This window comes from Allokutzneria sp. NRRL B-24872 (genome assembly GCF_002155965.1).
In the GTDB taxonomy this organism is placed as follows: Bacteria; Actinomycetota; Actinomycetes; order Mycobacteriales; family Pseudonocardiaceae; genus Allokutzneria.
On sequence record NZ_MUMH01000070.1, the window covers coordinates 1 to 25,239 of the forward strand.

At 70.6% G+C, this 25,239-nt stretch carries 26 protein-coding genes; 18 read left to right on the plus strand and 8 right to left on the minus strand.

Annotated features, from left to right (window positions below):
• The coding region (locus CCN37_RS19500; protein WP_210408116.1) for an HNH endonuclease signature motif containing protein at nt 1-1,467 on the plus strand (1,467 nt) is incomplete at its 5' end.
• Here CCN37_RS19500 and CCN37_RS19505 read toward each other — a convergent pair.
• Both CCN37_RS19505 and CCN37_RS19510 read right to left on the minus strand, forming a co-directional pair.
• A complete protein-coding gene (locus CCN37_RS19505; RefSeq protein WP_143261685.1) occupies nt 1,445-2,674 on the minus strand; it encodes an MFS transporter in 1,230 nt (409 codons plus the stop codon). The genes CCN37_RS19500 and CCN37_RS19505 overlap by 23 nt on opposite strands.
• Before the next feature lie 43 nt (nt 2,675-2,717).
• On the minus strand, nt 2,718-3,671 hold the full coding sequence (locus CCN37_RS19510; RefSeq protein WP_086822960.1) for an alpha/beta hydrolase family protein: 954 nt from the start codon (nt 3,669-3,671) through the stop codon (nt 2,718-2,720).
• 77 nt (nt 3,672-3,748) lie between these two features.
• Here CCN37_RS19510 and CCN37_RS19515 point away from each other — a divergent pair, with 77 nt between their 5' ends.
• Both CCN37_RS19515 and CCN37_RS19520 read left to right on the plus strand, forming a co-directional pair.
• The gene (locus CCN37_RS19515) at nt 3,749-4,210 is read left to right on the plus strand and encodes a DinB family protein (protein ID WP_246843153.1); all 462 of its coding nucleotides are present in this window, start codon (nt 3,749-3,751) and stop codon (nt 4,208-4,210) included.
• A gap of 43 nt (nt 4,211-4,253) precedes the next feature.
• The gene (locus tag CCN37_RS19520) at nt 4,254-4,859 is read left to right on the plus strand and encodes a TetR/AcrR family transcriptional regulator (RefSeq protein WP_246843155.1); all 606 of its coding nucleotides are present in this window, start codon (nt 4,254-4,256) and stop codon (nt 4,857-4,859) included.
• Here the strand turns inward: CCN37_RS19520 and CCN37_RS19525 are convergent.
• Nucleotides 4,856-5,182 carry a rhodanese-like domain-containing protein gene (locus CCN37_RS19525; RefSeq protein WP_086822965.1) on the minus strand — a complete coding sequence of 109 codons (327 nt, stop codon included), beginning with the start codon at nt 5,180-5,182 and terminating at the stop codon, nt 4,856-4,858. The genes CCN37_RS19520 and CCN37_RS19525 overlap by 4 nt on opposite strands.
• A gap of 102 nt (nt 5,183-5,284) precedes the next feature.
• Here CCN37_RS19525 and CCN37_RS19530 point away from each other — a divergent pair, with 102 nt between their 5' ends.
• Nucleotides 5,285-5,581 carry a DUF1905 domain-containing protein gene (locus CCN37_RS19530; RefSeq protein WP_086823024.1) on the plus strand — a complete coding sequence of 99 codons (297 nt, stop codon included), beginning with the start codon at nt 5,285-5,287 and terminating at the stop codon, nt 5,579-5,581.
• Here the strand turns inward: CCN37_RS19530 and CCN37_RS19535 are convergent.
• Genes CCN37_RS19535 through CCN37_RS19545 form a run of 3 tightly spaced genes read right to left on the minus strand, consistent with a single transcriptional unit; the run spans nt 5,578 to nt 6,995 of the window.
• Nucleotides 5,578-5,991, minus strand: coding sequence for a hypothetical protein (locus CCN37_RS19535; RefSeq protein WP_086822968.1), 414 nt, complete (start codon nt 5,989-5,991; stop codon nt 5,578-5,580). The two genes, CCN37_RS19530 and CCN37_RS19535, sit on opposite strands and share 4 nt — an antisense overlap.
• Before the next feature lie 9 nt (nt 5,992-6,000).
• On the minus strand, nt 6,001-6,396 hold the full coding sequence (locus CCN37_RS19540; protein WP_143261686.1) for a hypothetical protein: 396 nt from the start codon (nt 6,394-6,396) through the stop codon (nt 6,001-6,003).
• Nucleotides 6,390-6,995 (minus strand): TIGR03086 family metal-binding protein, encoded by a 606-nt coding sequence (locus tag CCN37_RS19545; RefSeq protein WP_086822973.1) that lies wholly within the window; start codon nt 6,993-6,995, stop codon nt 6,390-6,392. The genes CCN37_RS19540 and CCN37_RS19545 overlap by 7 nt, the downstream gene beginning before the upstream one ends.
• A 79-nt stretch (nt 6,996-7,074) precedes the next feature.
• Between CCN37_RS19545 and CCN37_RS19550 the strand changes: the two genes are divergently transcribed.
• From CCN37_RS19550 to CCN37_RS19565, 4 genes are all read left to right on the plus strand, one after another.
• The gene (locus tag CCN37_RS19550; RefSeq protein ID WP_086822976.1) at nt 7,075-8,445 is read left to right on the plus strand and encodes a PLP-dependent aminotransferase family protein; all 1,371 of its coding nucleotides are present in this window, start codon (nt 7,075-7,077) and stop codon (nt 8,443-8,445) included.
• Between the two features lie 101 nt (nt 8,446-8,546).
• A complete protein-coding gene (locus CCN37_RS19555; RefSeq protein WP_086822978.1) occupies nt 8,547-8,942 on the plus strand; it encodes an STAS domain-containing protein in 396 nt (131 codons plus the stop codon).
• 62 nt (nt 8,943-9,004) lie between these two features.
• Entirely contained in the window at nt 9,005-9,724 is a 720-nt protein-coding gene (locus tag CCN37_RS19560) for a GAF and ANTAR domain-containing protein (RefSeq protein WP_143261687.1), read from the plus strand.
• Nucleotides 9,725-9,767: 43 nt separating this feature from the next.
• Complete coding sequence (locus CCN37_RS19565) at nt 9,768-10,517, plus strand: GAF and ANTAR domain-containing protein (RefSeq protein WP_371504572.1); 750 nt, start codon at nt 9,768-9,770, stop codon at nt 10,515-10,517.
• Nucleotides 10,518-10,529: 12 nt separating this feature from the next.
• Here CCN37_RS19565 and CCN37_RS19570 read toward each other — a convergent pair whose 3' ends face one another.
• Both CCN37_RS19570 and CCN37_RS19575 read right to left on the minus strand, forming a co-directional pair.
• A complete protein-coding gene (locus CCN37_RS19570; RefSeq protein WP_143261688.1) occupies nt 10,530-11,426 on the minus strand; it encodes a phosphotransferase family protein in 897 nt (298 codons plus the stop codon).
• A gap of 221 nt (nt 11,427-11,647) precedes the next feature.
• Entirely contained in the window at nt 11,648-12,604 is a 957-nt protein-coding gene (locus tag CCN37_RS19575) for an acyl-CoA desaturase (RefSeq protein ID WP_086822989.1), read from the minus strand.
• Nucleotides 12,605-12,750: 146 nt separating this feature from the next.
• On the opposite strand from CCN37_RS19575, the gene CCN37_RS19580 reads away from it, so the two are divergent.
• The 10 genes from CCN37_RS19580 (at nt 12,751) to CCN37_RS19625 (ending at nt 25,032) form a co-directional block, all read left to right on the plus strand.
• Nucleotides 12,751-13,311 carry an RNA polymerase sigma factor gene (locus CCN37_RS19580; RefSeq protein ID WP_086822993.1) on the plus strand — a complete coding sequence of 187 codons (561 nt, stop codon included), beginning with the start codon at nt 12,751-12,753 and terminating at the stop codon, nt 13,309-13,311.
• A gap of 67 nt (nt 13,312-13,378) precedes the next feature.
• Entirely contained in the window at nt 13,379-14,383 is a 1,005-nt protein-coding gene (locus CCN37_RS19585; RefSeq protein WP_143261689.1) for a CU044_5270 family protein, read from the plus strand.
• A 36-nt stretch (nt 14,384-14,419) separates the two neighbouring features.
• Entirely contained in the window at nt 14,420-14,797 is a 378-nt protein-coding gene (locus tag CCN37_RS19590; protein WP_246843156.1) for a lipopolysaccharide assembly protein LapA domain-containing protein, read from the plus strand.
• Between the two features lie 48 nt (nt 14,798-14,845).
• Entirely contained in the window at nt 14,846-16,360 is a 1,515-nt protein-coding gene (locus CCN37_RS19595) for a hypothetical protein (protein WP_086822999.1), read from the plus strand.
• A gap of 87 nt (nt 16,361-16,447) precedes the next feature.
• Nucleotides 16,448-17,809 (plus strand): cytochrome P450, encoded by a 1,362-nt coding sequence (locus CCN37_RS19600; RefSeq protein WP_086823002.1) that lies wholly within the window; start codon nt 16,448-16,450, stop codon nt 17,807-17,809.
• Between the two features lie 11 nt (nt 17,810-17,820).
• The gene (locus CCN37_RS19605) at nt 17,821-18,843 is read left to right on the plus strand and encodes a glutamate dehydrogenase (protein WP_143261690.1); all 1,023 of its coding nucleotides are present in this window, start codon (nt 17,821-17,823) and stop codon (nt 18,841-18,843) included.
• Nucleotides 18,844-19,229: 386 nt separating this feature from the next.
• Entirely contained in the window at nt 19,230-20,408 is a 1,179-nt protein-coding gene (locus CCN37_RS19610) for an AAA family ATPase (RefSeq protein ID WP_086823008.1), read from the plus strand.
• 131 nt (nt 20,409-20,539) lie between these two features.
• Entirely contained in the window at nt 20,540-21,172 is a 633-nt protein-coding gene (locus CCN37_RS19615) for an MBL fold metallo-hydrolase (RefSeq protein WP_086823012.1), read from the plus strand.
• Entirely contained in the window at nt 21,169-23,967 is a 2,799-nt protein-coding gene (locus CCN37_RS19620; protein WP_086823015.1) for an AAA family ATPase, read from the plus strand. The genes CCN37_RS19615 and CCN37_RS19620 overlap by 4 nt, the downstream gene beginning before the upstream one ends.
• Nucleotides 23,968-24,087: 120 nt before the next feature.
• The gene (locus CCN37_RS19625) at nt 24,088-25,032 is read left to right on the plus strand and encodes a hypothetical protein (protein ID WP_086823018.1); all 945 of its coding nucleotides are present in this window, start codon (nt 24,088-24,090) and stop codon (nt 25,030-25,032) included.
• Nucleotides 25,033-25,239 lie beyond the last annotated feature (207 nt).

Below are 25,239 nucleotides of genomic sequence, written 5' to 3' on the forward strand. Positions count from 1 at the left end.
CCGAAAAGGGCCGGGCGGCACGGTGATGAAACACCGGCCCTCGCGCGAGCGTATGGCACGCGCACCCCAGGTAAAGCCGACCCGTTCCAGCCGCGCGTTCCGTTCGGTGGGGGTTGCGTTTTCGGCGTGGCGGGCGCCTGGGCGTGTGAGGTCGACGGAGTCGACGAACCCCTTGTCAGCAACGTGTTCACTCTATCCGGGGAGGATGTCGATCTTCGCATTTGGGACAATGGAAGGAGGGAGACAAGGGGGAGGAAGTTGTTTGATACCAAGGGTTTGATCGCATCGTTGCAGGCTCATCTCCGCGAGCGGGATGCCTACAAGTTGACCGGTGACGCGCTACTGAACTGTCTGCGGGAGCACGAGAAGATCATCAACATCGTGACCGCTTCCGCGATCGAGGTCGCCGCCGAAGCAGAAGCTCAGGGCCTACCCGCACGCCAGGGTTGTAAGGACCTGACAGTCTTGTTGCGCACCACTTTGAAGATCGCGCCGGAGGATGCGGCTCGGCGTAGTCAGTTGGTGCAACGGTTGCCGGGGTTGGACAGGACCCGGAAGAAGCTGCACGCGGGGAAGATCAGCGTCCGGCACGCGCAGATCGTCGCCAACACCGTCGACAAAGTCCCTGCCGATAAGGCGAAGAAAGTCGAGAAAGTCCTCTGCCGCCACGCACCCCGCCTCAACCCCCGACAGTTGATGTACGCCGCCAAGGTCGCCCGCGCCACCATCGATCCGGAGGGCACGTATCGGGACGAGAAAGAAGGCCTCACCCAGCGGTCGGTGAAGATGGGCACCAACGAACACGGCCACCTCCACCTCATCGGCAGCTTCGACACCCTGACCGGGCAGAAAATCCAAGCCCTGCTGCACGCCCTGGCGAAGAAGCGCGCAGGCGATGAACGGACGACCGAGCAGCGCTACGCGGATGCGTTCGCCGAAGTAGTCGACCTCGCGCTGACGGCGAAAGCGTTGCCCACCCACGGTGGTGAACGGCCGCAGGTGATCGTGACGATCTCCTACGCCGACCTCATGGCCAGCCTCGGCACCGGGTTCACCGCCTGGGGCGAGCCGATCAGCGCCGGGCTTGCCCGACAGATCGCCTGTGACGCCAACATCGTGCCCGTCCTCCTAGGAGGCGAAGGCAGACCACTCGATGTCGGACGAAGCAACCGCACGGCGACTCCGGCCATGCGCAAGGGATTGGCGGTGCGGGACAAAGGATGCGCCTTCCCCGGGTGTGCTCGGCCCCCGGCGTGGACGGAAGCTCATCACGTCGTGCACTGGCTTCACGGCGGGGAGACGAAGATCGACAACCTGGTGCTGCTGTGCCCACATCATCATCACGTGATGCACGACGAAGGCTGGGAGATCGTCTTCGACAACGGGCTGCCGACGTTCATCCCGCCGAGGTGGATCGACCCCGACCAGAAACCGATGCGCAACATCAGGGTCGAGATGCCCGCGTGACGACGGAGATCGTGACCACGAGCGCGACGGCGAGAGCGGCCAAGCCGACGACGGGGTTCTGCGGAACGTGGAAGGCGACACCGGCCCACGAACCGACCAGAGCACCGAACGAGGACAGCGCGAAGGACCAGCTCATGATCGTGGTGAACTGTCTGCCGCGAAAGGACTCCTGGCGCAGAGTCGTGATCAGCACATCGCGCATCCGCATCACCACGCCCATCGCGACGACGTAGGCGAGCGCGATCGGCCACGCGGCGCCGACGACGAGGACGCAGCACGCGAACAGCACGACCAGAGCCAAAGCGGCGTACAGCGCCAGCAGCACCGAAGCACGAGCGGAGAGGAAGCGGCGCGCCAGCGGAGCCAGGAACGGGCCGACAGTGGCGCCGATCCCGAAGCATGCCACCACGATCGCCAAAGATGTGGCCGGGCTCCACGGCATGGTGGAGGCGATCCACAGGTACACGAAGATGCCCGCGAGGTTGCGGCCGATAGAGGTCACGAACTCGACGGCGGGAGAAGCGGGGCCGGAGTGGACGAGATCGGAAACGAAGCGCCGCAACGACATTTGCGCACCGGTGGCCGAGAACTCCGAAGCGTCCTGGTCGGCGAAGGGCGCGGTGACGACGGTGCGGCTGCTGACGAAGCGGAAGCACACGCCGAGCGCGGAGAACGCCATGTTGAGCGCGATCAGCAGCACGATGGACTGGCCCGAGACGAAGCTGCCCACAGGCATGCCGACCACGAGGCCGATGAAGCCGAGCACGGAGTAGACGGCGGTGTTGAACGACAACGCCTGGCCGGGCGCGAGGTGGGCCAGCTGCTGGGCGTAGAACTCCTCGACCACATCGGTGACAGCGGGGAAGACAGCGGCCAGCGCCAGATACACGACGAGGATCGCGGGGGTGTGCCCGGGAAACACGAGCAACGCGGCGAGGGCGAGCGCGGACAGCAGGGTTTCGGCGAGATCCGAAGCGACGAGCACGGCGGCGGGGTTGTACCGGGACAGCACGCGCGCGGTGATCGGGGCGGCGAAGCCGAGGCCCTTCGAGATCGTGGCGAGCACGCCGATCCACAGCAGCGGCAACAACTCCTGGGCCACCGCGCCGTCCGAGCCGCCCTCGACCAGGCGGGTGCCGATGATCGAGACGACCAGGCCGGAGACCATCCACCGACGGGCCCGCTGAATGATCTCCGGGGAAGCCATGGCGCGGGACCGTATCGGCTCCCGCGCCACCGCGCGAACGGGATTACGCCTTGCGCAGGCGGGCGATGACGCCGTCGATGTCACGGACCAACAGGTGCTCGCGGACGAAGTGGCCGCCGGGCTCCTCATAGAACTCGTGCGGGATTCCCGCGCCGTGCAACAGGGAGCGGAACTCCCGCTGCCCGGCGAGGACCTGGGTCTCGTTGACGGTGTCGAACCAGTTCACCGGGTCGGGACTGGTGCCCGCGACCAGGAAGACGCGCTTGTTGCGGTAGCTCTCGATGCGCTGGCAGGGGTTGTCGGCGGTGACCCTGGCCTCGTCCCACAGCGGAACGCCGTAGATGGAGCCGCCACCCAGGTCGAGCGCGGCCGAGGACAGGTTCGCCCAGTGCGCGACCAAGCCGCCGTCGCGGCGCAGGCTCGCGGGGCCGGAGTGCGAGCTGACGGAAGCGAAGTGGCCGAAGTACTTGGCGGCGTACTTCAGCGCGCCGAAGCCGCCCATGGAGAAACCGGCGACCGCGCGGCCGTCGTACTCCGCGTAGGTGCGGAAGTTCTGCTCGATCCACGGCAGCAACTGTCCAATGTGGAAGGTCTCCCAGTCGCGGGGACCGGTGTTGGACCTGACGGGATTGGAGTACCAGCCAGCGTGCCCGCCGTCCGGCATCACGATGATGATCGGCTTGCCCGCGGTGAGCCTGCGGATCTGCAGCCGGTCGAAGGTCATGAAGTCCTGGTCGTGGCCGCCGCCGTGCAGCAGGTAGAGCACCGGGTAGCGGCGCCCGCTGCCGTGGTAGCCGTCCGGCAGCAGCACGTTCACCGCCGGCTCCCAGCCGATCGCGTCGGTGGCGAAGCGGTAGTACCACATGCGCGGGTCGCGCTCGTCGCGCTGCACGACGCGCAGACCAGGAGCGGCCAAGGCGGTCGGAGCGGCGGCAACGGCTCCCGCAGCGCCAAGGGCCACGGCGGCGGCCTGCAACAGACTTCTCCGACTGGGCAAGGTGACCTCCTGGGGCGCGGCGTGAGCGACGCGACCGTAGAGACCCGTTCTGAAATCCCGGTGAAATACTCGGCGGCGTGAAGACGACGATCGAAGCGTTCATCGACGAGCACCGCGCGCTGCTCAACAACTGCCTGGACGGGCTGACCGAGGAGCAGGCGCGCGCCCGCCTGGTCTCCTCGCGCACCACGCTGCTGGGCCTGGTCAAGCACGCCACGTTCGTCGAGAAGGTCTGGTTCGTCGAGGGGATCACCGGCAAGCCCCGCACCGAGCTGGGGCTTCCCGCGACGCCGGACGAGTCGTTCGTGCTCACCGACGAGGACACCATCGAGAGCATCCGCCGCGCGCACAGCGAAGCCTGTGAGGACTCCCGCCGCGCGACCGCCGACCTCACGCTCGACTTCGTGCTGACCGGCAACCGCCGGGGGCCGCTGACGCTGAGCTGGGTCTACTCGCACGTGCTGCGCGAACTGGCCCAGCACTGCGGCCACGCGGACATCCTCCGCGAGCAGCTCCTGCGTCCACTGAGGACGGACTGAGCGGCTTGGTGCGCCGGGAAATTCGGACTACAGTCCTGTCGCTGTGGACGTAGGGGCACTGCCGCGATTCGGTGAGCCGCCGAAGGAACGGGCCGACGCCGCCCGCAACCGGCTGAAGATCCTGGACGCCGCGGCGCACCTGTTCGCCGAGCACGGCGTCGACGGCGTCTCGATGGACCAGATCGCCGCCGAGGCCAAGGTGGGCAAGGGAACCCTGTTCCGGCGCTTCGGCGACAAGGCGGGCCTGGCCGCCGCCCTGCTGGACGCGCGCGAGCGCGACCTCCAGGAAGCGATCCTCTCCGGCCCCGAACCGTTGGGACCCGGAGCGCCTCCCGGAGACCGCCTGCTCGCCTTCTTCGCCGCCTACGCCGAGTTCCTGGACGCCAACCTGGACCTGGTGCACCTGTCGGAGACCGCGAGCCCCGGGGCCCGCTACCGCATCGGCGCCTACGCCTTCTGGCACCAGCACGTCCGCTTCCTGCTCTCCGAGGCGCGCCCCGACCTGGACGCCGAGCACCTCGCCCACGCGTTGATGGCGCCGCTGGCCGCGGATCTGCGGCGAGCCACCACGCGGGCGCTGTCCGCCGAGCGGGCCCATCGCGGGATGGACCAGCTCGTGCGGCTCGTCCTCAGCGGAGACGGGAGCTAGGCCGTCTCGGTCGGCAGGCCCGCGCTCACCCAGTCCTGGATGCCCTCGCGGTACTTGCGGACGTTGGTGTAGCCCAGCGCGGTCAGCCGGTCGGCGACCTGACCGCTGTTCGGGCAGGTCGGCCCGGTGCAGTAGGTGACGATCAGGGCGGCATCGTCGGGCAGCAGCGCGGGCGCCGCCCGGTCGACCTCCGAGAGCACCAGCGGCAGCGCGCCGGGCAGGTGCGCCTTGGCGTAGTAGTCGCCACCCAGGGTGTCCAGAACGGTGACGGTGCCGTCCTCGATCGCGGCCTTCAGTTCCTCGCGCGAGATCAGCGCTGTCATGTCACTACCTCCAGATAACCGGACTCCAGTCCGCTGATTCGAAAGATACGGACCACGGTCCGCTTTTGCAAGCCTGTCGGTGCCCGGTGCGATGCTGTGCGGGTGATCGTCGACTTCGAAGCGGAGCTGTGGCTCTGGGACGCCCGGAGTGAGCAGAACTGGACGTTCGTGTCCCTGCCCGAGGAGGCGTCGGAGGAGATCCGCGAGGTGACCGCGGGACCGAGGCGCGGCTTCGGCGCCGTGCGCGTGCAGGTCACGGTGGGCGGCAGCACGTGGCGGACGTCGATCTTCCCGGACGGCGCGCGCGGCTGCTACGTGCTGCCGGTCAAGCGCGCCGTCCGGAGGGCCGAGGGCCTGGACACCGGCGACCTCACGCCGGTGCGGGTGGAGCTGGTCTAGTAGTCGTCGCCGCCGACGAACTTCTCCTCAAGCTCGTCAGCGGTGCCGACGACGAGCTGGAGCGGGTCGTCGAACTCGTTGGGGTCCAGGTTCTCCAGCGGGAGCGAGTGCCGAACGACCACGTGGTCGCCGATGATGGCCGCGCCGCCGGCGACCGTGGTGTGCCCGACCTCCTCCATGAAGCGCTTGAGGTCGATCTCCGAGACGAGCCCGCACGGGGAGACGATCTGCACCCACTCGTGCTTGCCGTCGAGGATCTCGCGGTGGATCACCACGACCTGCTCGCGCTCGTCGCCCATGCCGTCGAAGTTCGGCTCGAAGCGGTAGAGGATGCGCAGCTCGCCGTCTTCCTCACTGATCACCCGGTATGCGGCCTTGACGTACCGAACCAGGTCAACCCACGTCGCCATTGATCAAGACTAGGGCGGCGAGGGCGCGAAGATCAGCCGCCGTTGGGCATCGCGCCAAATGTCAGCCTGATCGTGGCCGTCCGTCCACCAGCGCGTCGCCCGCACCGCGGCGGAGCTCCCGTGCTCGCGCATCACGGCGATGTGCGCGGGCAGGCGGACGAAGCCGTGCAGCGCCTCCTCGCTCGCCCACACCGACACCGAGCCGACGCGCCGCGACAACGGCGTGGCCCACAGCCACATGCCGACGGCTCCGTCCAGGAGCGGCCATTCGCGGCGCAGCTCGAAGGCCGCGCGGGCGATGCCGGGAAGGCGCAGGAACGTGCAGCTGGTGAACTCGGTGACGCTGACGAGCACCGGGCCGCCCGCGCCGCTCGCGGGTCCCGCGCGCCAGCTCGACCTCAGCACCCAGGCCGCCACTCCGGGGATCGGCCGAGCAGCGCCAGCAGGTGATCACGCGATGCAGTTCTCTCCGACTCAGGGCCCTCTGGCAAAGGAACGCGCTGGCCGAAACCGGTACCGGGGCCCCGATCGGAGTCCGGCACCTTCTCGGCGACGCGGAGCCCGGCGGTGACGATCTCCGCATCGGGTTCCCAAGGCACACCAATGGTTTTCGCGACGTCCCACGCGTGGGCGACGAAGTCGACGAAGTGGAAGGAGATCGCGACGCGGCCCGGGAACGTCATGCCCTCGCGCACCTCCGGCAGCGTGAACTGCCGTTCGAGCACGGCGTCGTCGGCGAAGGCCGTGGTGACCGCGACCGCCGACGCCGCGAAGGCGCGGTACGGGTCCCCGCCGAGATCGCCGCGCCGCCACACCATCAGCGGACCGCCGTTCCCGTGCGCGGCGGCCGCGAAGCCCTGGTTCTGGCTGACGAGGTGGCGCAGCAGGCCGTGCAGCGTCCAGTCGGGGCAGGGCGTCGGCAGGTCCAGCTGATCGGGCTTGACGTGCTTGATGACCTCCCCGGCGAGGGCCAGGGCGCGGCGGTCGAGTTCGCGGATGTCCATGCGGCGAGCCTAGGAACGGGATCGGCCCAATACGAGATCCAATATCCGCGAAGTCCGCTGGGCCAATACTCTGGCGGGCGTGGACGTGCACATCAGCCTCGACGGGCGCCGTGACCTGGCCGGACAGATCTACCGGCAGCTGCGCGCCGCGATCCTGGACGGTCGGTTGCGGCCGGAGGACGCGCTGCCGCCGACGCGCGAGCTGGCCCGGCACCTCTCGGTCGCCCGCAACACGGTGAGCGTCGCCTACGACCGCCTCATGGGCGAGGGCCACCTGACCGGCCGCGTCGGCTCCGGCACGTTCGTCAGCGCCGCCGGAGCACCCGCGCACACGGCCACCCCTGGTTCGGCGTTGCGCCCCAAACCCATCTGGGACTCGATCTCACCTTGGCCGGGACGCGGTACCACTTCGGACCGAGTCCGCTATGACTTCCGCGTCGGCGTCCCGGACACGGAGCTGTTCCCGCACGAGAGCTGGCGCAGGTTGCTGGCCCGCGAAGAACCGGTGCACGGCTACGGCAACCCGGCCGGGCACGCGGGGCTCCGCGAGGCGATCGCCCGGCACATCGGTGTTTCGCGCGCCGTGCGGACCGGGCCCGGCGACATCGTCGTGACGAGCGGAATCCAGCAGGCGCTCGACCTGATCTGTCGCGTGATGCTCGAACCCGGCGACCGGATCGCGGTGGAGGACCCCGGCTATCCGCCCGCGCAGCTGCTGTTCCGGTCGCTCGGCGCGGAGGTCGTGCGCGTTCCTGTCGACGAGGAAGGCCTGTGCGTCGACGCGCTGCCCGACGACGCGCGCGTGGTCTACGTGACGCCGTCACACCAGTTCCCCCTTGGCGTGTCCATGTCCCTGCGGCGTCGCACGGCGTTGCTCGACTGGGCGAGGCGCAACCGCGCGTTGATCATCGAGGACGATTACGACACCGAGTTCCGTTACGGAGGCCGTCCCATCGAGCCGTTGCAGAACCTCGACAGCTCGGGGCACGTGGTCTACGTGGGCTCGTTCTCCAAGGTCATGCTGCCGTCGTTGCGCATCGGTTTCCTGGTTGCGCCCGCACCGCTGCGCCAAGCGCTGCGCGCCGCCAAGTACGTCAGCGACTGGGCCGCTCCGATGGCCGCGCAGGCCGCGCTCGCGCGCTTCATCGACGAGGGGCTGCTGGCCAGGCACATCCGCCGGATGCGGCGCGAGTACCAAGCGCGCCACGAACTTCTCACCACCACGCTGCCCGGCTGGCTCACCCTCGTCCCCTGTTCGGCCGGACTGCACGTGACCGCGCTCGCCGACGAGGACCCGGCCCCGGCGGTCGCTCGGATGCGCGCAGCGGGTGTGGGGATCATGACGCTCGCGGAGTGCGCCAGGAGCTCCTCCGCGCGTCCCGGCCTGGTTTTCGGCTACGGCGCCATTGCCATCGATGGCATCGCAGAGGGCATGAAGCTCGTGCGCTGACGTCCTTGTGGGCTGCGAAGAGGTACGACTACTCTGAGTGTTCCCCCTTCTTCCGCCCGCCTGGTCCCCGCGGACGCCACGGCCAGGCGAGGAGAGTTTCCGTGAACACCAGCCCCCGGACTTCGCCGTCCTCCCGCAGGCTCACGGTCGAGCGCGTCCCGCTCGTCATCACCACCCGTTCGACGTCCCCGAGGACGGTCGTGATCACAGCTGTGGGGGAAGTCGACATGGCGAGCGCCCCGGTGCTGTGGAAGTGCCTGCACGAGGAGATCCGGCCCCGTGGCCCGGATCTGGTCGCTGACCTCTCCGAGATCTCATTCTTCAGCGCCGCGGGCCTCACCACCCTGGCGAAAGCCCGAAGCGGCGCGGCTGCGGCCGGAATCCGCTTCTCCGTGGTCGCCGGGCCCGGTGCGGTATCGGCTATGTTGCGGACGACAGGCATGCTCTCCGTGATCGACTTGCGCACCGAACACCGTGACGTTCCAACGTGGAACTGATCGCGTTACGGCGACAACGCCAGTGCAGTGCCGATGCGGTGCCGGAGGGATGGGCGATTGCCATGACCGTCCCGTCCAGCGGTGCTGACCGGTATTCCCGGGTGCGGGCGTGGATCGGGGAGCGGACTGGTTCCGGAACGCCGCTCGCGGCACTGTGCGAGACCGCCGCCCTGCGACTGGGAGTGGACGGGGCCGCGGTGACGGTGGAGACATCCCAGGGCTGGTCGGAGACCAGGTATTCGACGGACGACATGGCGGGGCGGTTGGTGGAACTCCAGGTCACCGTGGGTGAGGGGCCGTGCTTGGACGCGCTGCGCACGGGCGGGCCGGTGCTGGTCTCGGACCTGAGGACCCCTGCCTGCCAGCACCGGTGGCCGCTGTTCGCGCCGCTTGCGGCGGAGGCAGGGGCCGCGGCGCTGTTCACGCTGCCCCTGCGGGTCGGCTCGATCCGGGGTGGGACGCTGGTGCTGCACCGGGTGGAGGCGGGCTCGCTGAGCGGGACCGAGCTCGCGGACTCACTGGTCTTCGCCGAACTCGCCCTTCGACTGCTCCTGGACGGCCACTCCGGAGCGGCAGAAGATGACGGCGACAGCCTCCCGCTGCACAACCCGCGCCTGCACCAGGCGACCGGCATGATCGCCGCGCAGCTGGACACGGGGATCGACGAGGCGCTCGCCCGGCTGCGCGCACGCGCGTTCGCGACCCGGCGCACGCTGGCGGACCTCTCCGAGGACGTCGTGGCCCGTCGAGTTGTTTTCGACCCATCCGAGGAGGCGACATGACCGTCACCGGTGTTGCTGCCGCATCCCGGGAAGCGTGGTGGAGGTGAGCGCCGTGGAAGAAGACCGGCTCTTGGCGACCTTCGTCGAACTGGCGGACACGCTGATCGACGACTTCGACGTGATCGACTTCCTGCACCTGCTGGTGGACAGGTGCGTCGAGCTGCTCGACATCGACGCGGCGGGGCTGCTGCTGGCCGACCAGCACGGCCGCCTGCAGCTGATCGCGAGCTCCGACAACGAGGTGCGCTGGCTGGAACTGGTGCAACTGCAGAACGACGAGGGCCCGTGCCTCGAGGCGTTCGCCACCGGTGCCCACGTCGGTCACCCGGACCTGAACACCGGACGGGACCGGTGGCCGCGCTTCTCCGTCGCGGCGCTGGAGCGCGGATTCGTCGCGGTGGACGCGCTGCCGATGCGCCTGCGCGGCCAGGTGATCGGGGCGCTCAACCTGTTCCGCTCCACCGCGGGCGAGCTCCCCGCCACCTCGCTGCGCACCGCGAAGGCACTGGTCGACGTGGCCACCATCGGGCTGCTGCAGGAGAGGTCCATCCGGCACCAGGAGGTGCTGACCGAGCAGCTGCAGGTCGCGTTGACCAGCCGGGTGGTCATCGAGCAGGCCAAGGGCTTCCTCGCCCACCGCCTGGACGTGGACATGGACGGGGCGTTCACCGTGCTTCGCCGCTACTCCCGCGCGCACAACCTGAAGCTGGCCGAGCTGGCGGCCGCGGTGATCTCCAGGCAGATCGACGCGCACATGCTGACGGCCCCGACGACCAAACCGCGCCGGCGGTAGCTCGGCGCCCCGCTACCGCTGGACGTCCCACCGCTCGTCGACCCTCGCCGTGCGCAGCGTGCGCAGCCGCTTGCGGAACTCCAGGCCGGCGAGCGGGTCGCGGCGGGCCATCCGCAACGCCGCCGCCGCGAGGTCCAGCTCGCGGAGGTCGCGCAGGACCGGGAACCCGTCCCACTCGGTGACGTCGACGCCGTACGCGGCGACCATCTCGCTGTGCCAGCCGGTTCGAGGGGCGAAGCGCAGCTGGCGCACGGCGACCGGGACCAGGTCCCACTCCTGCGGCCCGATCGCGACGGTGTCCAGGTCGCACAGCAGCGACCCGGCCGGGGTCATGATCAGGTTGCCAGGGTGCGCGTCGCCGTGGATGACGGCGGTGGGCAGCTCGTAGCTCAGCTCGGCCAGCTCCGCCTCGATCTCGTCGCAGCGCCTGGTCAGGAAGTCGATGTCGGACGGCTCGGCCGCGTCGGCCCCGCCGATCCTGCTCCGCAGCGCGGCGACCGGGTCCCAGTCCAGCAGGACGGGACTGGTGGTCGGCAGCCGGTGCAGCTGGGCGAGCCTGCGAGCGAGCTCTCCGCCCGACGGCGAGGCCGTGCTCCCGGGCTCCTCGTGCCAGAAGCTCACCGAGCACTCGTCGACGAACACGGGGTTGGGCACGTCGAAGAGCGGCCGCACGGCGGGCACCCCGGCGGCGGCGAGCAGCCGGGCGGCCGCGACGGAGTTGCGCGCGCGGTGGGCCAGGAACGGATTGGTCATGACCTTGATGAACGCCGGTGTCCGCGCGAGGCGGAACACCGAGTTGTCGACGGCCTGGACCAGCGTGGCATCGCGGGAATCGAGTCCGACCTGGTCACAGGCCGCGGCGAGAACCGCGCGCGCGTCGCGCTCGGCCGGGCGGGTGGAGGCGCTCATCGCGTCGTCCTTCTCGATCAGGACGGCCGCGGTGGCGGGAAGGCGGCGGCCGTCAGCAACGACGACGCCGCACCCACGATGATCGAGAACGGCGCCTTCGGACTGCGCGGGGTCCGGGCGCCACAACACTCGCTTGCGAAGTGCGGCAGCAGCTTAGCCGCGGCGCGATCGACGGCCGTACCGCCGATCGGCGAGGTTTCCCTGCCGGGAAGGAGGCAGGATCAGACTGCGGGCGCCTTGAGCTTGCGGGCCAGGTACTTCGCCCTCGGCCAGCGGACCTTCCTCGCCCAGCCCGCCTTCTCCAGCGCCCAGATCACCCTGGCGGAGACGTCCACCTGGCCCCTGCGCACACCGTGGCGGGCGCAGGTCGGGTCGGCGTGGTGCGAGTTGTGCCAGGACTCGCCCATGGAGACGATGGCGAGCGGCCAGAAGTTGGCCGAGCGGTCCCTGGCCTCGAAGGGGCGGTCGCCGATCATGTGGCAGATCGAGTTCACCGACCAGGTCACGTGGTGCAGCACCGCGATGCGCACCAGACCGGCCCAGAAGAACGCGGTCACCGCGCCCCACCAGCTCCACGTGATGAGCCCGCCGGCAAGTGCCGGGGCGAGCAGGGTCGCGACGGACAGCGCCGGGAACCACCGGTTGACCCGCTGGATGTCGGCGTCGGCGAGCAGGTCCGGCGCGAACCGCGCGGCGTTGGTGTGGTCGCGCTCGAAGAGCCAGCCCATGTGCGCGTGCCAGAAGCCCTTCGCCAGTGCCCCCGCCGAGCTGCCGAAGCGCCACGGCGAGTGCGGGTCTCCTTCGCGGTCGGCGAAGGCGTGGTGGCGGCGGTGGTCGGCGACCCATGAGATCACCGGGCCCTGCAAGGCCATGCTCCCGATGACGGCGAGCGCGACCCGCAGGCCGCGGTTGGCCGTGAAAGCCCCGTGGGTGAAGTAGCGGTGGAAGCCGACCGTGACGCCGAGGCAGGTCAGGGTGTAGAAGAACGCGGCGAGGCCGATGTCCACCCAGCCGAGGCCCCACCCCCACGCGAACGGGACGGCGGCGGCTAGGGCCAGTGCCGGGATCACGACGAAGAGCTTCACCAGCAACAGCTCGCCCGAGGACTTCTCCCCGGCCAGAACCGGCTCGGGAGCGCGTTCGGCGAGGCGGGGTTGCTGGGACAGCGTCTGACTCATGCGTGGAACCTCCGTGCGTGCGGTGAGCTGGTCTCCGCCGCCGGGGGCCCGAGCGAGGGGTGGTGGTTCTGGATACCTCGAACAGGTCGGACGCAAACGCGTGCAACGCTGCGAGCCGCTGCGGTCAATCAGGGTGCGTGCACAGGATGAGTGATCTCGACGGGCTGCCCGCGCTGGCGGAGTTGTACGACGAGCACGCGCGGCAGCTGCACGGCTACCTGGCCCGGCGCGTCGGTCCCGACGCCGCCGACGACCTGGTCGCCGACACGTTCCTGCTGTTGTGGGAGCAGCGGCAGCGCTACGACCCGACGAGGGCGAGCCCGAAGTCGTGGCTGTACGGGCTGGCGACCAACGTGCTGCGCGGGCACACGCGCACCGAGGTGCGGCGGCTGCGGGCGCTCGCGCGGCACGGCGGACGCCGGGTCGAGGCGGGCGAGCTGAGCAACCGCGTGGTGGACATCGCGGACGCCCGTCACCTCGCCGGCCGGTTGGCCAAGGCGGTCGCCGCGCTGCGCGTTGAGGAGCGCGACGCGCTGCTGATGGTCGCGTGGGCCGACATGACCCCCGCCGAGATCTCCGAAGTGCTCGACGTACCGGTTGGCACCGTCCGCAGCTGGCTGCACCGGGCCAGGAAGAAGCTCAGCGGGCTCGTGGACGGCGCCGCCTTGGGAACCAGTGACGAGCAGGAGGCAAGTCGCCATGCATGACCACGCTGATCGAACCGACGATCGAGTCGACTCCGCGGTGCGGGACCTCGCACCCGACGTGCCACCGATGTCCGAGCACGCCTTCGAGTCGGGACGGGCGCGGGTCCTCGCCGGGCCTGCGACCCAGCAACCCCAGCGGTCCTCGCGCCGGTGGCTCGTCGCGGCGGCGGTACTGGGGGTGCTGACGCTGGGCACCGTCAGCGCGCTGAACCTCGGCGGCACCGCACCGGCGGCCAACGCGGAGGCCGTCGCCGTGCTGACCAGCGCGGCGGACGTGACCACCAGCGCCGAGCACGCGCCCGTCGGCCCCGGCCAGTACCGCTACGTCAAGACGGTCGAGTCGAAGTGGATGGGCGTGGTGCTCAACGGGGCCTCCGACGCCAACTGCTGGTTCCGCCGGGAGCGGACCGAGGAAACCTGGATTCCCGCCGACTGGAAGCAGGAGTGGCTGCGCCGGGTAACGCTCACCGAGCCGCTGGAGACGAGGTCCTGCACCAAGGACCAGGCCGTGAACGCGCCGTTCGCCTCCACCGAGATCACCCCGTGGGAGGCGCGGGCGAAGCAGGGCGACTTCCCGCAGCCGAAGTCCCGGCCCGGCCCAGGCATCAAACCCGCGGACCCCACGAAATCGCTGGGCACCCAACCCAAGCGGGACGAGGAGCTGCCGCCCACGCTGTACCGCCCCACGCCGGAGTACCTCGCCAAGCTCCCGCGCGACCCGCAGCAGCTGTTCGTCCTGCTCCGCGACTCCACCTGCCTGGCGGAGGCGTGCGCGCTGCACGCCGCGCGCAGCGCGCTGGACACGGGGCTGATCCCGGACGACTTGCGAGCCGCGATGTACCGGGCGCTGACGAAGATCCCCGGCACGACCGTCGGTGACCGCCAGGCCAACCTCGGCGGACGGGTCGGCACCGCGATCAGGGTCACCGAGCCCGACAGGACCCTGGACCTGATCATCGACCCGAAGACCGGTGACTACATCGGCGCCAGGACCGTGCTCAACGGCGAGGTGCAGGACTTCAGCTCGGTGGTCACCGGGGTCACCGGCGCGATCGGGACCGCTCCGCGCTGACGTGCGGGCGGCGTGGGGTGCGCAGATACTGCTCGCGTGAGCACTCCCCGTGACGACCGCGTGTCTGATCAGATCCCGACCGACCACATCCCGACCGAACCCGTCCCCGTCCCGGGTCCCGCGACGCCTCCGGTGCCGGGACCCGGGACGAGCGCGACCGGCCGAACCCGACCGACCCGGATCAGCGGTACCTGGGTCGCCGTTCTCGTGGCTATCGTCGTGCTGGTCTTCCTGTTGGTGTTCATCCTGCAGAACCTGACCGACGTGACGATCCACTTCCTCGGCGCGTCCTTCACCTGGCCCCTCGGCGTCTCGCTGCTGTTCGCCGCGATCGGTGGCGCCGCGCTCGTGGCCCTGGTCGGCGCGGCCCGAATCCTCCAGTTGCGTCGTCAGGCAAAGCGAGCGCCGCACTAGAGCTTCGCCCTGCTCGGTGGGTGCTCACCCGCCGAGCAAGGAGGAGCCATGTCGAGAAGGTTGTTGGCCGCGCTGTGCGCCTTGGTGGTGACCGGCGCGGTGCCAGTCCCCCGCGCCGGTGCCGGGGATCTCGCACCCTGTCCCCAGATCATCGACGAGAAGCACTTCGCTGACGCGAAAGCGTTGCGCGCGTTGAACTCCACGGTCGCGGGCTTCGGGCTGAGGTCGACCGGGAGCCCCGCGCACCGCCGCGTGGTGGACTGGTTGGAGCAGCGGGTTCGGCGAATGCCGGGCTTCACCACGAAGTCGGAGGAACTGCGCATCCAGCGGTGGCAACCGCGCGGCGGCGACATCGTCGAAGCCGGTTCGCTGCGGGTGGCCGGCCGCCAGGTCGCCGTGGCGGGCGCGATCCCGTACTCCTTGTCCACCAACGGAAAAGGACCGCTGACCTACCTGCCGATGACGTCGCCGATCACCGTCGAGAACGCGCGCGGCAAGGTGGTCTTGCGCGACTTCCCCGCCGTGGACCGGGGGCACGTGGCCGAACCCGAGCTCAACCGGGACCTCGTCGACGCGGGCCTCGCGGGAGCTGCCGGGCTGATCATCGCCTTTGATTTCCCACGGGAGCAGGTGAAGGGCTACTGGGACCCGCACACCGGGACCCACTACCGCGTGCCCGGCGTGTTCGTCGGCGTCGACGAGGCCGAACGGCTGAAGGGCTCAACCGGTGCGCAGGCAAGCGTTTCCGTCCATGCCAGGACCGACGGGGCAAGCACGCGGACGCTGATCGCCACCTTGCCCGGCAAGACGAAGGAACGCGTCGTGATCGGCACCAACACCGACGGCAACACGTGGGTGCAGGAGAACGGGACGGCCGCGATGCTGGCGCTCGCCGACTACTTCTCCGGACTACCGATGCGGTGCCGCACACGCACGATCGAGTTCGTGTTCGCCACGGGCCACCTGCACCGCTCCGTCGAGGGCACCGAACACCGGGCGCGCATCCTGGACCGGGAGTACGACCAGGGCACCGTCGCCTACGCGATGGTGCTCGAACACCTTGGTACACGGGAGATCCAGGCAGCACCGCGGGCCAACGGCCCAGGACGGGAACTGCGTCTCACCGGAGCCGCCGAGCAGTCCGCGTGGTTCGTGGGGAACCAGGTCCTCGGTGAGACCGTGATCCAGGCGGTCACCCGGCGCTCCGTGCAGCGCACGTTCGTCCTTCCCGGCGCCGACGCGGCCGATCCCGCGCGCGTGCCGCAGCACTGCTCATTCGGCGGACTCGGCACGCACTACCAGAGCCACCTGATCCCCGCCGTGGCGACGATCTCCGGGCCGTGGTCGTTGTGGGCACCGTCGTTCGGGGCCTCCGCGGTGGACCACGCGCGCATGCGGGACCAGGTGCTGGCGGCCGGGGACACCGTGCTCGCGCTGAACGGTGTGTCCCGCGATCGGATCGCTGGCGACTACCCAGCGCAACGACAGGCTCGGGCCGCAGGTGCCCGAACGTGCTCGCACGAGCTCCCGCCAGAGCAGGCACCCATACGCCCATTCGGGTGAATACCATCGGTCTGGGCTCCCATTGCTCTCATTGAGTGAGCAACGATCGCCACCCTGACCTGGGGGTCAGGACAGGGAGTGGCACTCATGAGCAGCAAAACTCGGAGCAGCGGGGTGGCCGTGACGGGCACCGCCCCCGGAGCGCTCCCGCTGCTGGGGCACGCGGTCGCGTTGTTGCGCGACCCGCTGCGCTTCATCGCGTCGTTACCGGCGCACGGCGACCTCGTCTCGGTCCGGTTCGGGCCGCTGCGCGCGGTCGTCGTGTGCGATCCGGAACTGGCGCACCAGGTGATCACCAACGAGAAGGTCTTCGACAAGACCGGGCCGCTGTGGCGGCGCGCGCGGGAGGTGGAGGGCGAGGGCCTGATCACCACCGTGCGCGCCGAGCACCGCAGGCAGCGGCGGATGGTCCAGCCCGCCTTCCACCGGGCCCGGATGCCGCACTACGCCGAGATCATGAACGAGGTGCTCGCCGAGGAGACCGCGTCGTGGGAGCACGGGCAGGTGCTGCCGGTGTCCGCGTTCACGTTGCGCTTCACCTCCGAGACCACCGCCCGCGTCATGTTCACCGAGGCTTCGGACCCCGAGGCGGTCGCGGGCATCCGCGTCGCACTCCCCGACCTCGTGCGCGGGGTGTTCCGGCGCATGCTCAGCCCCACCGCGGTCAACCGGCTGCCACTGCCGGCCAACCGCGCGTTCGTCCGCGCGCGGCAGCAGCTCCAGGACAGCATCGAACGGCTGATCACCGGCTACCGCAGCACCGACGAGAAGCGCGACGACATGATGGCCGTGCTGCTCGCCGCGCAGGACGTCGAGAACGGCGTGGCCGACGCGCCGGACGACGAGGAGATGGCCGCCATGGTGACCGGCCTGTTCCTCGCCGGGACCGAGACGACCAGCGCGAGCGCGAGCTGGGCCATGTATCTGATCGCCGAGCACCCCGAGGTGCAGGAGCGGCTCCGGCTGGAGATCGAGACCGTTCTCGGCGACCGCGCGCCCACCTACGAGGACCTCATCCACCTGCCGTACACGCGCGCCGTGGTGACCGAGACGCTGCGGCTCTACCCGCCGGCCTGGGTGCTGGCCAGGGGCACCACCAGCCGCACCACGCTCGGAGGGCAAACGATTCCCTCCGGGACAAACGTGGTCTACAGCGCCTACCTCGTCCAGCGGCTGGCCAAGGTGTACCCGGAGCCCGACAGCTTCCGCCCCGAGCGATGGCTCAACGCCTCCTCCGGCTGCCCCGGCTCGTTCCTGGTCTTCGGCGAGGGCGCGCGCAAGTGCGCCGGTGACACCTTCGCGCTCACCCAGCTGATGGTCGTCGTGGCCGGACTGCTGCGGCGGTGGGAGCTGCGGACCGTGCCCGGGCCGAGGAAGCGACCGAGGGCGCGCGCCGTCCTGCATCCACGACACGTGAAACTTCAGCTGGTCAGCCGGGGAGCCGTGTGACGATCGCACCTGTGTCACCGACCATCACCGTGCAACTGCCGCCGATGTACTTCCCGGCGGCGTTGAAGGCGCACTCGCGCATCGACGTGCTCGAAGAGCGCGGACTCGCGTGGATGGCCCGCTACGGCTTCTGCGCGGACCCCGTGCAGGAGACGCGGGTCCGCGACAGCCGCTCCGCGCACTTCTTCGGCTACCTGTGCCCCATGGCCGACGTCGAGCGACTGCAACCCGCTGTCGACTGGGCGTACCTGATGTTCGTCTTCGACGACGTGCCCGGCGACGGCGACCCCGGTTCGATGCTGGACTTCGCCGTGCGGATCGTGCGGACCCTCGAAGCGCCCGACGCGGACGTGCTGCCGCGCGACAACCCGTTCAGCGCGCCGATCATCGACCTCGCCACCCGCGTGCACCGCTCCTGCTCCCCCGAGCACGTTCGGCGCCTGGCTGACAGCCACCTGAAGTGGTTGCTCGGCGCCTCGTGGGAGATCGTGGCCGCGAAACGCTCGGAGCAGAGCCTCAACGACTACCTGTCCGCGCGCGTGATGTACGCGGGGGCGGAGCCGACGTTCACCTGGTGCCAGCTCTCCGAGGCCGCCGTCGTGGCGGAGCGCGAGATCACCTCGCCGAGGGTGCGGGCGCTCACCGAGATGACCGGCGTGGTCGCGGCGATCGACAACGACCTGTACTCCCGCGGCAAGGACCTGTGGGTGATGCGCTCGCAGCCCGAGTTCACCGGCATCCACCAGACCGGCCTCGACCTCGCCGAGTGCGTCGCGCTGCGCGACCGGATCGTGGCGCGGTTCTTCGAGCTGCGCAACGAGGTCCTGCCGACCGCGTCACCCCCGCTCGCGCGCTACCTGCACAACCTGACGTGCACGCTGCGCGGGAACTTCGAGTGGGGCCTGGAGACCGGCCGGTACTCCAACCCCGACGGCGACCACCCGGGCGCCATCCAAACGTTGGCCACCGTCTCCGACACCCCCTCCGCGGTCGGCCCGCCCGGCCTGCCCTCCGTCGACTGGTGGTGGCGCTAGCCCCCACGTGCCGGTCCCCGTTTCGTACTCATAACGGCAACCAGAAGTCCTCCCCACTCACCGCCCCGCGCACCTCATCGTGCACCTCATCGCGCCCCGAAGTGGTCCAGACCTTTCCCGTTTCGTACCGGAAGCGGGATTTGGGAGCGCTCTCTTTCCCGAGTTCGGTACGAAACGGGTTTCCCGACATCCCGGGCGTCGAGGCGAGCGGGGGGGGTGGAGTGGCTCCCGGGGGGGCTCGGCCTGGTCGATGTGGGCGCGGTCGGCGTTCGCGATTTGGCAACGTGTTGTGAAGGAGAGCGCTCCCATGGCACAAGTCGTTGCCAAATCGCGAAGTCGGCCTCGCTGGATGGGGAGTGTCGGGGTGGGGAGCTAGCTTCGGGGGTGTGCTCACCACCCTCGCCGTCGAGAACTACCGCTCCCTCCGCGACCTCGTGCTGCCGCTGTCCCGGCTGACCGTGGTGACCGGGGCCAACGGCAGCGGCAAGTCCAGCCTCTACCGCGCGATGCGGCTGCTCGCCGACGCCGCGCGCAACGGCGCCGTCGCGGCGCTGGCCGGGGAGGGCGGCCTGTCCTCGACGCTGTGGGCGGGCCCGGAGACGCTGGGGCGCGCGGTGCGCGAGGGCCGGGAGCCGGTCCAGGGCTTGCGCAGGTCGAAGCCGGTGGGACTGAAGCTGGGCTTCTCCGGCGAGGAGTTCGGCTACGCCATCGACATGGGCCTGCCGGTCCCCCAGCCCGGCCCGACCGCGTTCAACCGCGATCCGGAGATCAAGCGCGAGGCCATCTGGAGCGGTCCCGTGCTGCGCACGTCCACGCTGCTGGCCGACCGCGCCGGGCCGGTGGTGCGGGCGCGCGGGGCCAGCGGGGCGTGGGGCGAGGAGCACCACAAGATCGGCCTGACCGACAGCATGCTCAGCGAGTTCGCCGACCCGCGCGCGTCACCGGAAGTGTTGGTGCTGCGCGAGAAGATCCGTTCGTGGCGCTTCTACGACCACTTCCGCACAGACGCGGGCGCGCCCGCCCGGCAGGCGAGGGTGGGCACGCGCACGCCGGTGCTCGACCACGAGGGAGCGGACCTCGCCGCGGCGCTCCAGACCATCGTGGAGATCGGCGACGTCGACGCTCTGGCCGCCGCGATCGACAACGCGTTCCCGGGCTCGCGGGTCAAGGTCGAGGTGACCGGCGACGACGGCCGCTTCGAGTTGCTGTTCCGCCAGCACGGGCTGCTCCGGCCGCTGGGCGCCGCCGAGCTGTCGGACGGCACGCTGCGCTACCTGCTGCTGGTGGCGGCGCTGCTCAGCCCTCGGCCGCCGGAGCTGCTGGTGCTCAACGAGCCGGAGACCAGCCTGCACCCCGACCTGCTGCCCGCCCTCGCCGCGCTCATCGCCACCGCCGCGACCAAGACGCAGGTCGTGGTGGTTTCACACGCTCGGCCGCTCGTGCGCGCGCTCGAAGTGGTGGACGAGCGAGCGGAGACCTTGGAGTTGGCGAAGGACTTCGGCGCGACCGTGTTGTCCGGGCAGGAGCTGTTGGACCGCCCCGCTTGGCACTGGCCGAAGCGGTGAGCGCCCGAGCCGTTCTTGTCCTTGCGGGTGACATCGGATTGATTTCATTCGACACTGAAGTGACGGAGAGCGCTGAGTAGACGGCGCGATCGTGACCGCGGCGTGTCCAAGATCGCCGTTACGATCGGGCAGTGCGTCAATTGGCACCCGGAGTGCGCCTGCTCGACGGCCGTCCTCGGCACCTGATGAACGTGTATCTGGTGGAGGACGTGCTCGTGGATTCGGGCACCCCGAGAGCGGCCGGTCGGATCATCCGGCAGGTGCGCGGGAACCCGCTGTCGGCGCACGTGGTGACGCACGCGCACCCGGACCACTTCGGGTCGAGCCGGGCGGTGTGCGAGGAGTTCGGCGTGCCGCTCTGGGCCGGGGCGAAGGACGTGGAGGCCATCGAGACGGCGACGCCCGCGGTGGCGCGGGGCCGGATCGGGGCAGCGCTGTCGAAGACGCCGATGCCGCCGCCGTGCCGGGTCACGCGGCAGCTCGGCGAGGGTGACGAGGTCGCGGGGTTCACGGTGCTGGAGGTGCCGGGGCACTCCCCAGGGCACATCGCGCTGTGGCGGGAGAGCGACGGCGTGCTGCTCTGCGGCGACGTGTTCTTCTCACTGCCGCGAATCAGCGCTCCGCCGAACTTCCTGACCTGGGACCCGGAGCTGAACCGGGCCTCGATGCGCAGATTGGCGCAGCTGCGCCCGCAGCTGGTGCTCTTCGGCCACGGCAAGCCACTGCGCGGGGAGCCCGACCGGCTCGCGCGCCTGGTCCGATGAGCCGGGACGAGCCGACCCTGGAGCGCGAGGGCGAGCTGGAGCGGATCGCGGCGTGCCTGGACTCGGCGGCCAAGGGCAAGGGGCACGTGCTGGTCATCGAGGGCCGCGCGGGCATCGGCAAGACGCGCCTGGTCCAGGACACCAGGGCGATGGCGACCGAGCGCGGCTTCGGCAGGCTCCAGGCGGTGGGCGACGCGCTGGAGAGCGCGATGGCGTGGGGCGTGGTCAGGCAGATGGTGGAGCGCTCGGTCTCCCGCTACAGCGGCGAGATCCGGGAGCGCATCCTGGCGGGGCCGTCGGGGGACGCGTTGGCGGCGCTGGACGCGGCGGAGGCCGATCCGAGCGAGGCGGAGCTGGCCAGGACGCTGCACGCGCTGTGGTGGGTGGCGGTCGACCTGTCCTCGACGCGGCCGTTGTTGATCACGGTGGACGACGCGCACTGGGCGGACCTGTCCTCCGCGCAGTTCCTGGTGTACCTGTCGCGCCGGATCGCGGACCTGCCGATCGCGCTCGTGGTGGCGACGCGCCCGCCCGCGGAGAACACGGGGCCGTTGGCGCAGCTGAGCGTCTCGCGCCAGGCGGAGCGGTTGCTGCCGCGCCCGCTGAGCCCGGCGGCGCTCGCGGCGTCGGTGGCAGCGAGCGCGGCGGCGGAGGTAGTCGCGGCGCTGCACTCGGCGAGCGGCGGAAACCCTTTCCTGGCAAGGGTTCTGGTCGATGAGCTGGCCGCGCTCGGGTTGCCGCTGGAGGAGGCGGCGACGGCGGAGCGGGTCGGCAGGCTCGGCCCGAGCACGGTGTTCCGCGCTGCGCTGGGCAGGCTGCCCGCGAACTCGGTGCGGTTGGCCGGAGCGGCGGCGGTGCTGGGCATCGGCAGCGACCCGTGGCAGGCGGGCGCGCTGGCGGACCTGGACGCGATGGAGCTCTCCGTCGCGGTCGAGTCGCTGGTCTCGGCGAACGTGCTGACCGGGGAATCCGATCACCTCGTGTTCGTGCATCCCGTTGTGCGCGAAGCGGTTCTGGCCGATCTGGGGCCGGTGGCGCGAGCCGGGTTGCACGCGCGCGCGGCGCGGGAGCTGTGGGCGGCGAAGGCCCCGGCGGACCGGATCGCCGCGCACCTCGCGCAGGCGCCGAAGGGCACGCTGCCGAACGCGGCCGAGGTGCTGCGCAAGGCGGCGACGGCGTTGCTCGCGGCGGGCGATTCCCGCACAGCCGCGGCACATCTGGCCCGCGCGGTGCAGGAGAGCCCGGACGACGCGGCGCTGCGCGCGGAGCTGGGCCGGGCCCTCATGCGCGGCGGGCGGGCCGAGGAGGCGCGCGACCACCTGCGCGCGGCCGCTGACGGGCTGCCGGACGCGGAGCTGGTCGCGGCGGCGGCGAGCGCGACCATGGCCGTGGACGGGCCCGAAGCCGCCATCGCGGAGCTGACCGAGGCGATCGAGAACCGTCCCGGTGGGCCGAGGGACGCGGGGCGGATGCACCTGGAAGCCAGGCTCGCGGTGATCCGGTCCTTCCTGCCGCACCAGCGCGAGGTCGCATCGCAGCACCTCAGCGGCTACGCGTCGCTGCCGGGCGGGACCCCGGACGAGCGGACGCTGCTCGGGCTGCTCGCGCAGATGGGGCGCTACGAGGTGCGCGATTCGAGCGAGGTCGCGGCGCTGGCGCGGCGCGCGCTGGCCAACGGCGCCTACCTCGACGACGCGACCGGCAGCATCGACACGATGGTGGCGTGGCTGGTCGCCGTGCTCGCGCTGGTCTCCGCCGACGGGGTGACCGACGCGCGGCGCGAGGTCGAGCGCGCGCGGCGGCGGGTGTGCGCGCACGGCTCGCCGATCGAGTACTCCATGGTCGCGAACGCGACGCTGTTCCTGGACTGGCGGCTGGGCAACGTCGCCTCGGTGGAGGCGGAGTCCGAGGGCGCGTTGGCCGCGGTCGCCCCGGAGGAGGCGTTGCCGCAGGTCATCGCACTGCGAGCGACCGCGACGCACTTCACCGCCTACGCGGCGCTGGAGCGCGGGGACATCGACGGAGCGGCCACGGCGCTCGCGCGCTTCGACGCGGAGCACGCGGACGGGCCGAAGATGATGCCGACGCTGTGGCTGCACGAGCCGAGGGCGCTCATCGCGCTCGCGAGCGGCGATCCCTTGCTGGCCAAGGAAGAAGCGCTGCTGCAACGCGACGCCTCGCTGGCGGCCGGGCTCGATCCGCCGACCGTCCCGTGGCGCGATCCCGCCGTGCGCGCGTGCATGCTGCTCGGCGCGGAGGACGAAGCCCTGGTGCTGGCGGGCGAACAGCTCGCGCTGGCCAAGAAGTGGGGCGCCGCAACGGAAGTGGGCGCCGCGCTGCGGTTGTTCGCGCACGCCGACGCGGGCAACCGGTTGGACCTGCTCGCGGAGTCGGTCGCGGTGCTGGAGACCTCGCCCGCGCGCCTGCACCTGGCGCGCTCGCTGGTCGACCTGGGCGAAGCCCTGCGCGTGGCCAGGCGGCGCAGCGACGCGCGCGATCCCCTGCACCGGGGCATCGAGCTGGCCACCGAGTGCGGCTCGGCGGTGCTGCGCCGACGCGCGGTGGAGGCACTGGAAGCGCTGGGTGACCGGCCGCGCAGGCTGGTGCTGGTCGGCGCGGAGTCGCTGACCGCGAGCGAGCGCAGGGTCGCCGACCTGGCCGCGAGCGGTCGGCAGAACCGCGAGATCGCCCGGGAGCTGTTCGTGACGCCGAAGACGGTCGAGAACCACCTGGGCCGGATCTACACCAAGCTCGGCATCAACGGCCGCCGCGAGCTGGCCCGCGCACTGGCCTGAGGGGTCCCCCGCCCCCCACCCCCCAGATGTGAGGGATCGCCCCTCATGCCTTTGGGGGGTCGGGGCCGCGAATCTTGTGTCATCGCCACGGAGGGTGGCTCACACAGGAGGTAGGACCCCATGTTTCGCAAGGCCAGCACCCTGATCATCGCCGCCGCTGCCACCGCCGCCACCGCCGCCGTCTCGGTTCCCGGCACCGCGCTCGCCAACGACACCATCGGGACGCCGCAGCCCTGCGTCAAGCTCAGCGACGTCACCGGCCCCGACTTCGACGTCAAGCAGTGCGGCGTCAGCGACGTCGACCAGTTCCGCGCCGGGCTGGAGAACAACGGCAACGCCTACTGCGGTCCCGCCTCCCTCTACAACGTCCTGCACTACTGGGGGCACGTGAAGAAGGCCCCGGTCGGCTGGGTGACCACCAGGGTCGGCAACCTGGACCCGAAGGACCAGGCCGACTACAACGTGATCACGAACTCGATCGGGCGGATCGGCGTGGACTCCAAGTACGACGGCGGCACCAAGCTCAGCAACCTCCAGACCGCCTTCACCATCGCCACCAAGCCGGCCCGCGACATCGGCTGGTCCACGGGTGTGGGCAACGTGAGCACCGCGACCTCGCCGGACTTCTCCGGGGAGCTGGCCAAGCGGCTGAACCAGGGTCCGCTGCAGATCGCCTACGGCCGCTACAAGGCCGGTCCGGAGGCGGGCAGCCTGCAGCGCAGCGGCGGGCACATCGTCACCGTGGTGGCCGCGAAGGGCTCGTTCAACGGCAACACCGTGCAGCTGAAGCTGTCCGACCCGGGCCGTGCCGGTGACCACGGCGACGGCGACTACCTCAAGACCCAGTCCGACTACCAGCTGCTCGACGTCACCCTGACCAAGAAGTCGATCAAGGAGTACGTCCCGGTCACCGACAACGAGGAGACCGCCGAGGACGAGAGCCTGCAGCCCGGCACCTACCGCACGGTGACCCGCTGGGAGCTGACCGGCCCGCAGTACATCGGCAGCACCCGCCAGATGATCGAGAACTTCAACTGGTTCGTGATGGCCCCGCCGGTCGGCTGACCCGCGCGCCGCTACGGCCCCGCCACCTCGGCGGGGCCGTTTCGCGCGTCACCAGGCGACCCGAAGCTCCCCCAGTCCCCGCATGTAGACGTCGTCGCGCCGAGTCACCTCGTCCCCTGCCAAGCGCAGTCCGGGGAACCGCGCGGCGAGCGCGGAGAACGCGGTCCGCAGCTGGACCCGCGCGAGCTGCTGGCCGAGGCACTGGTG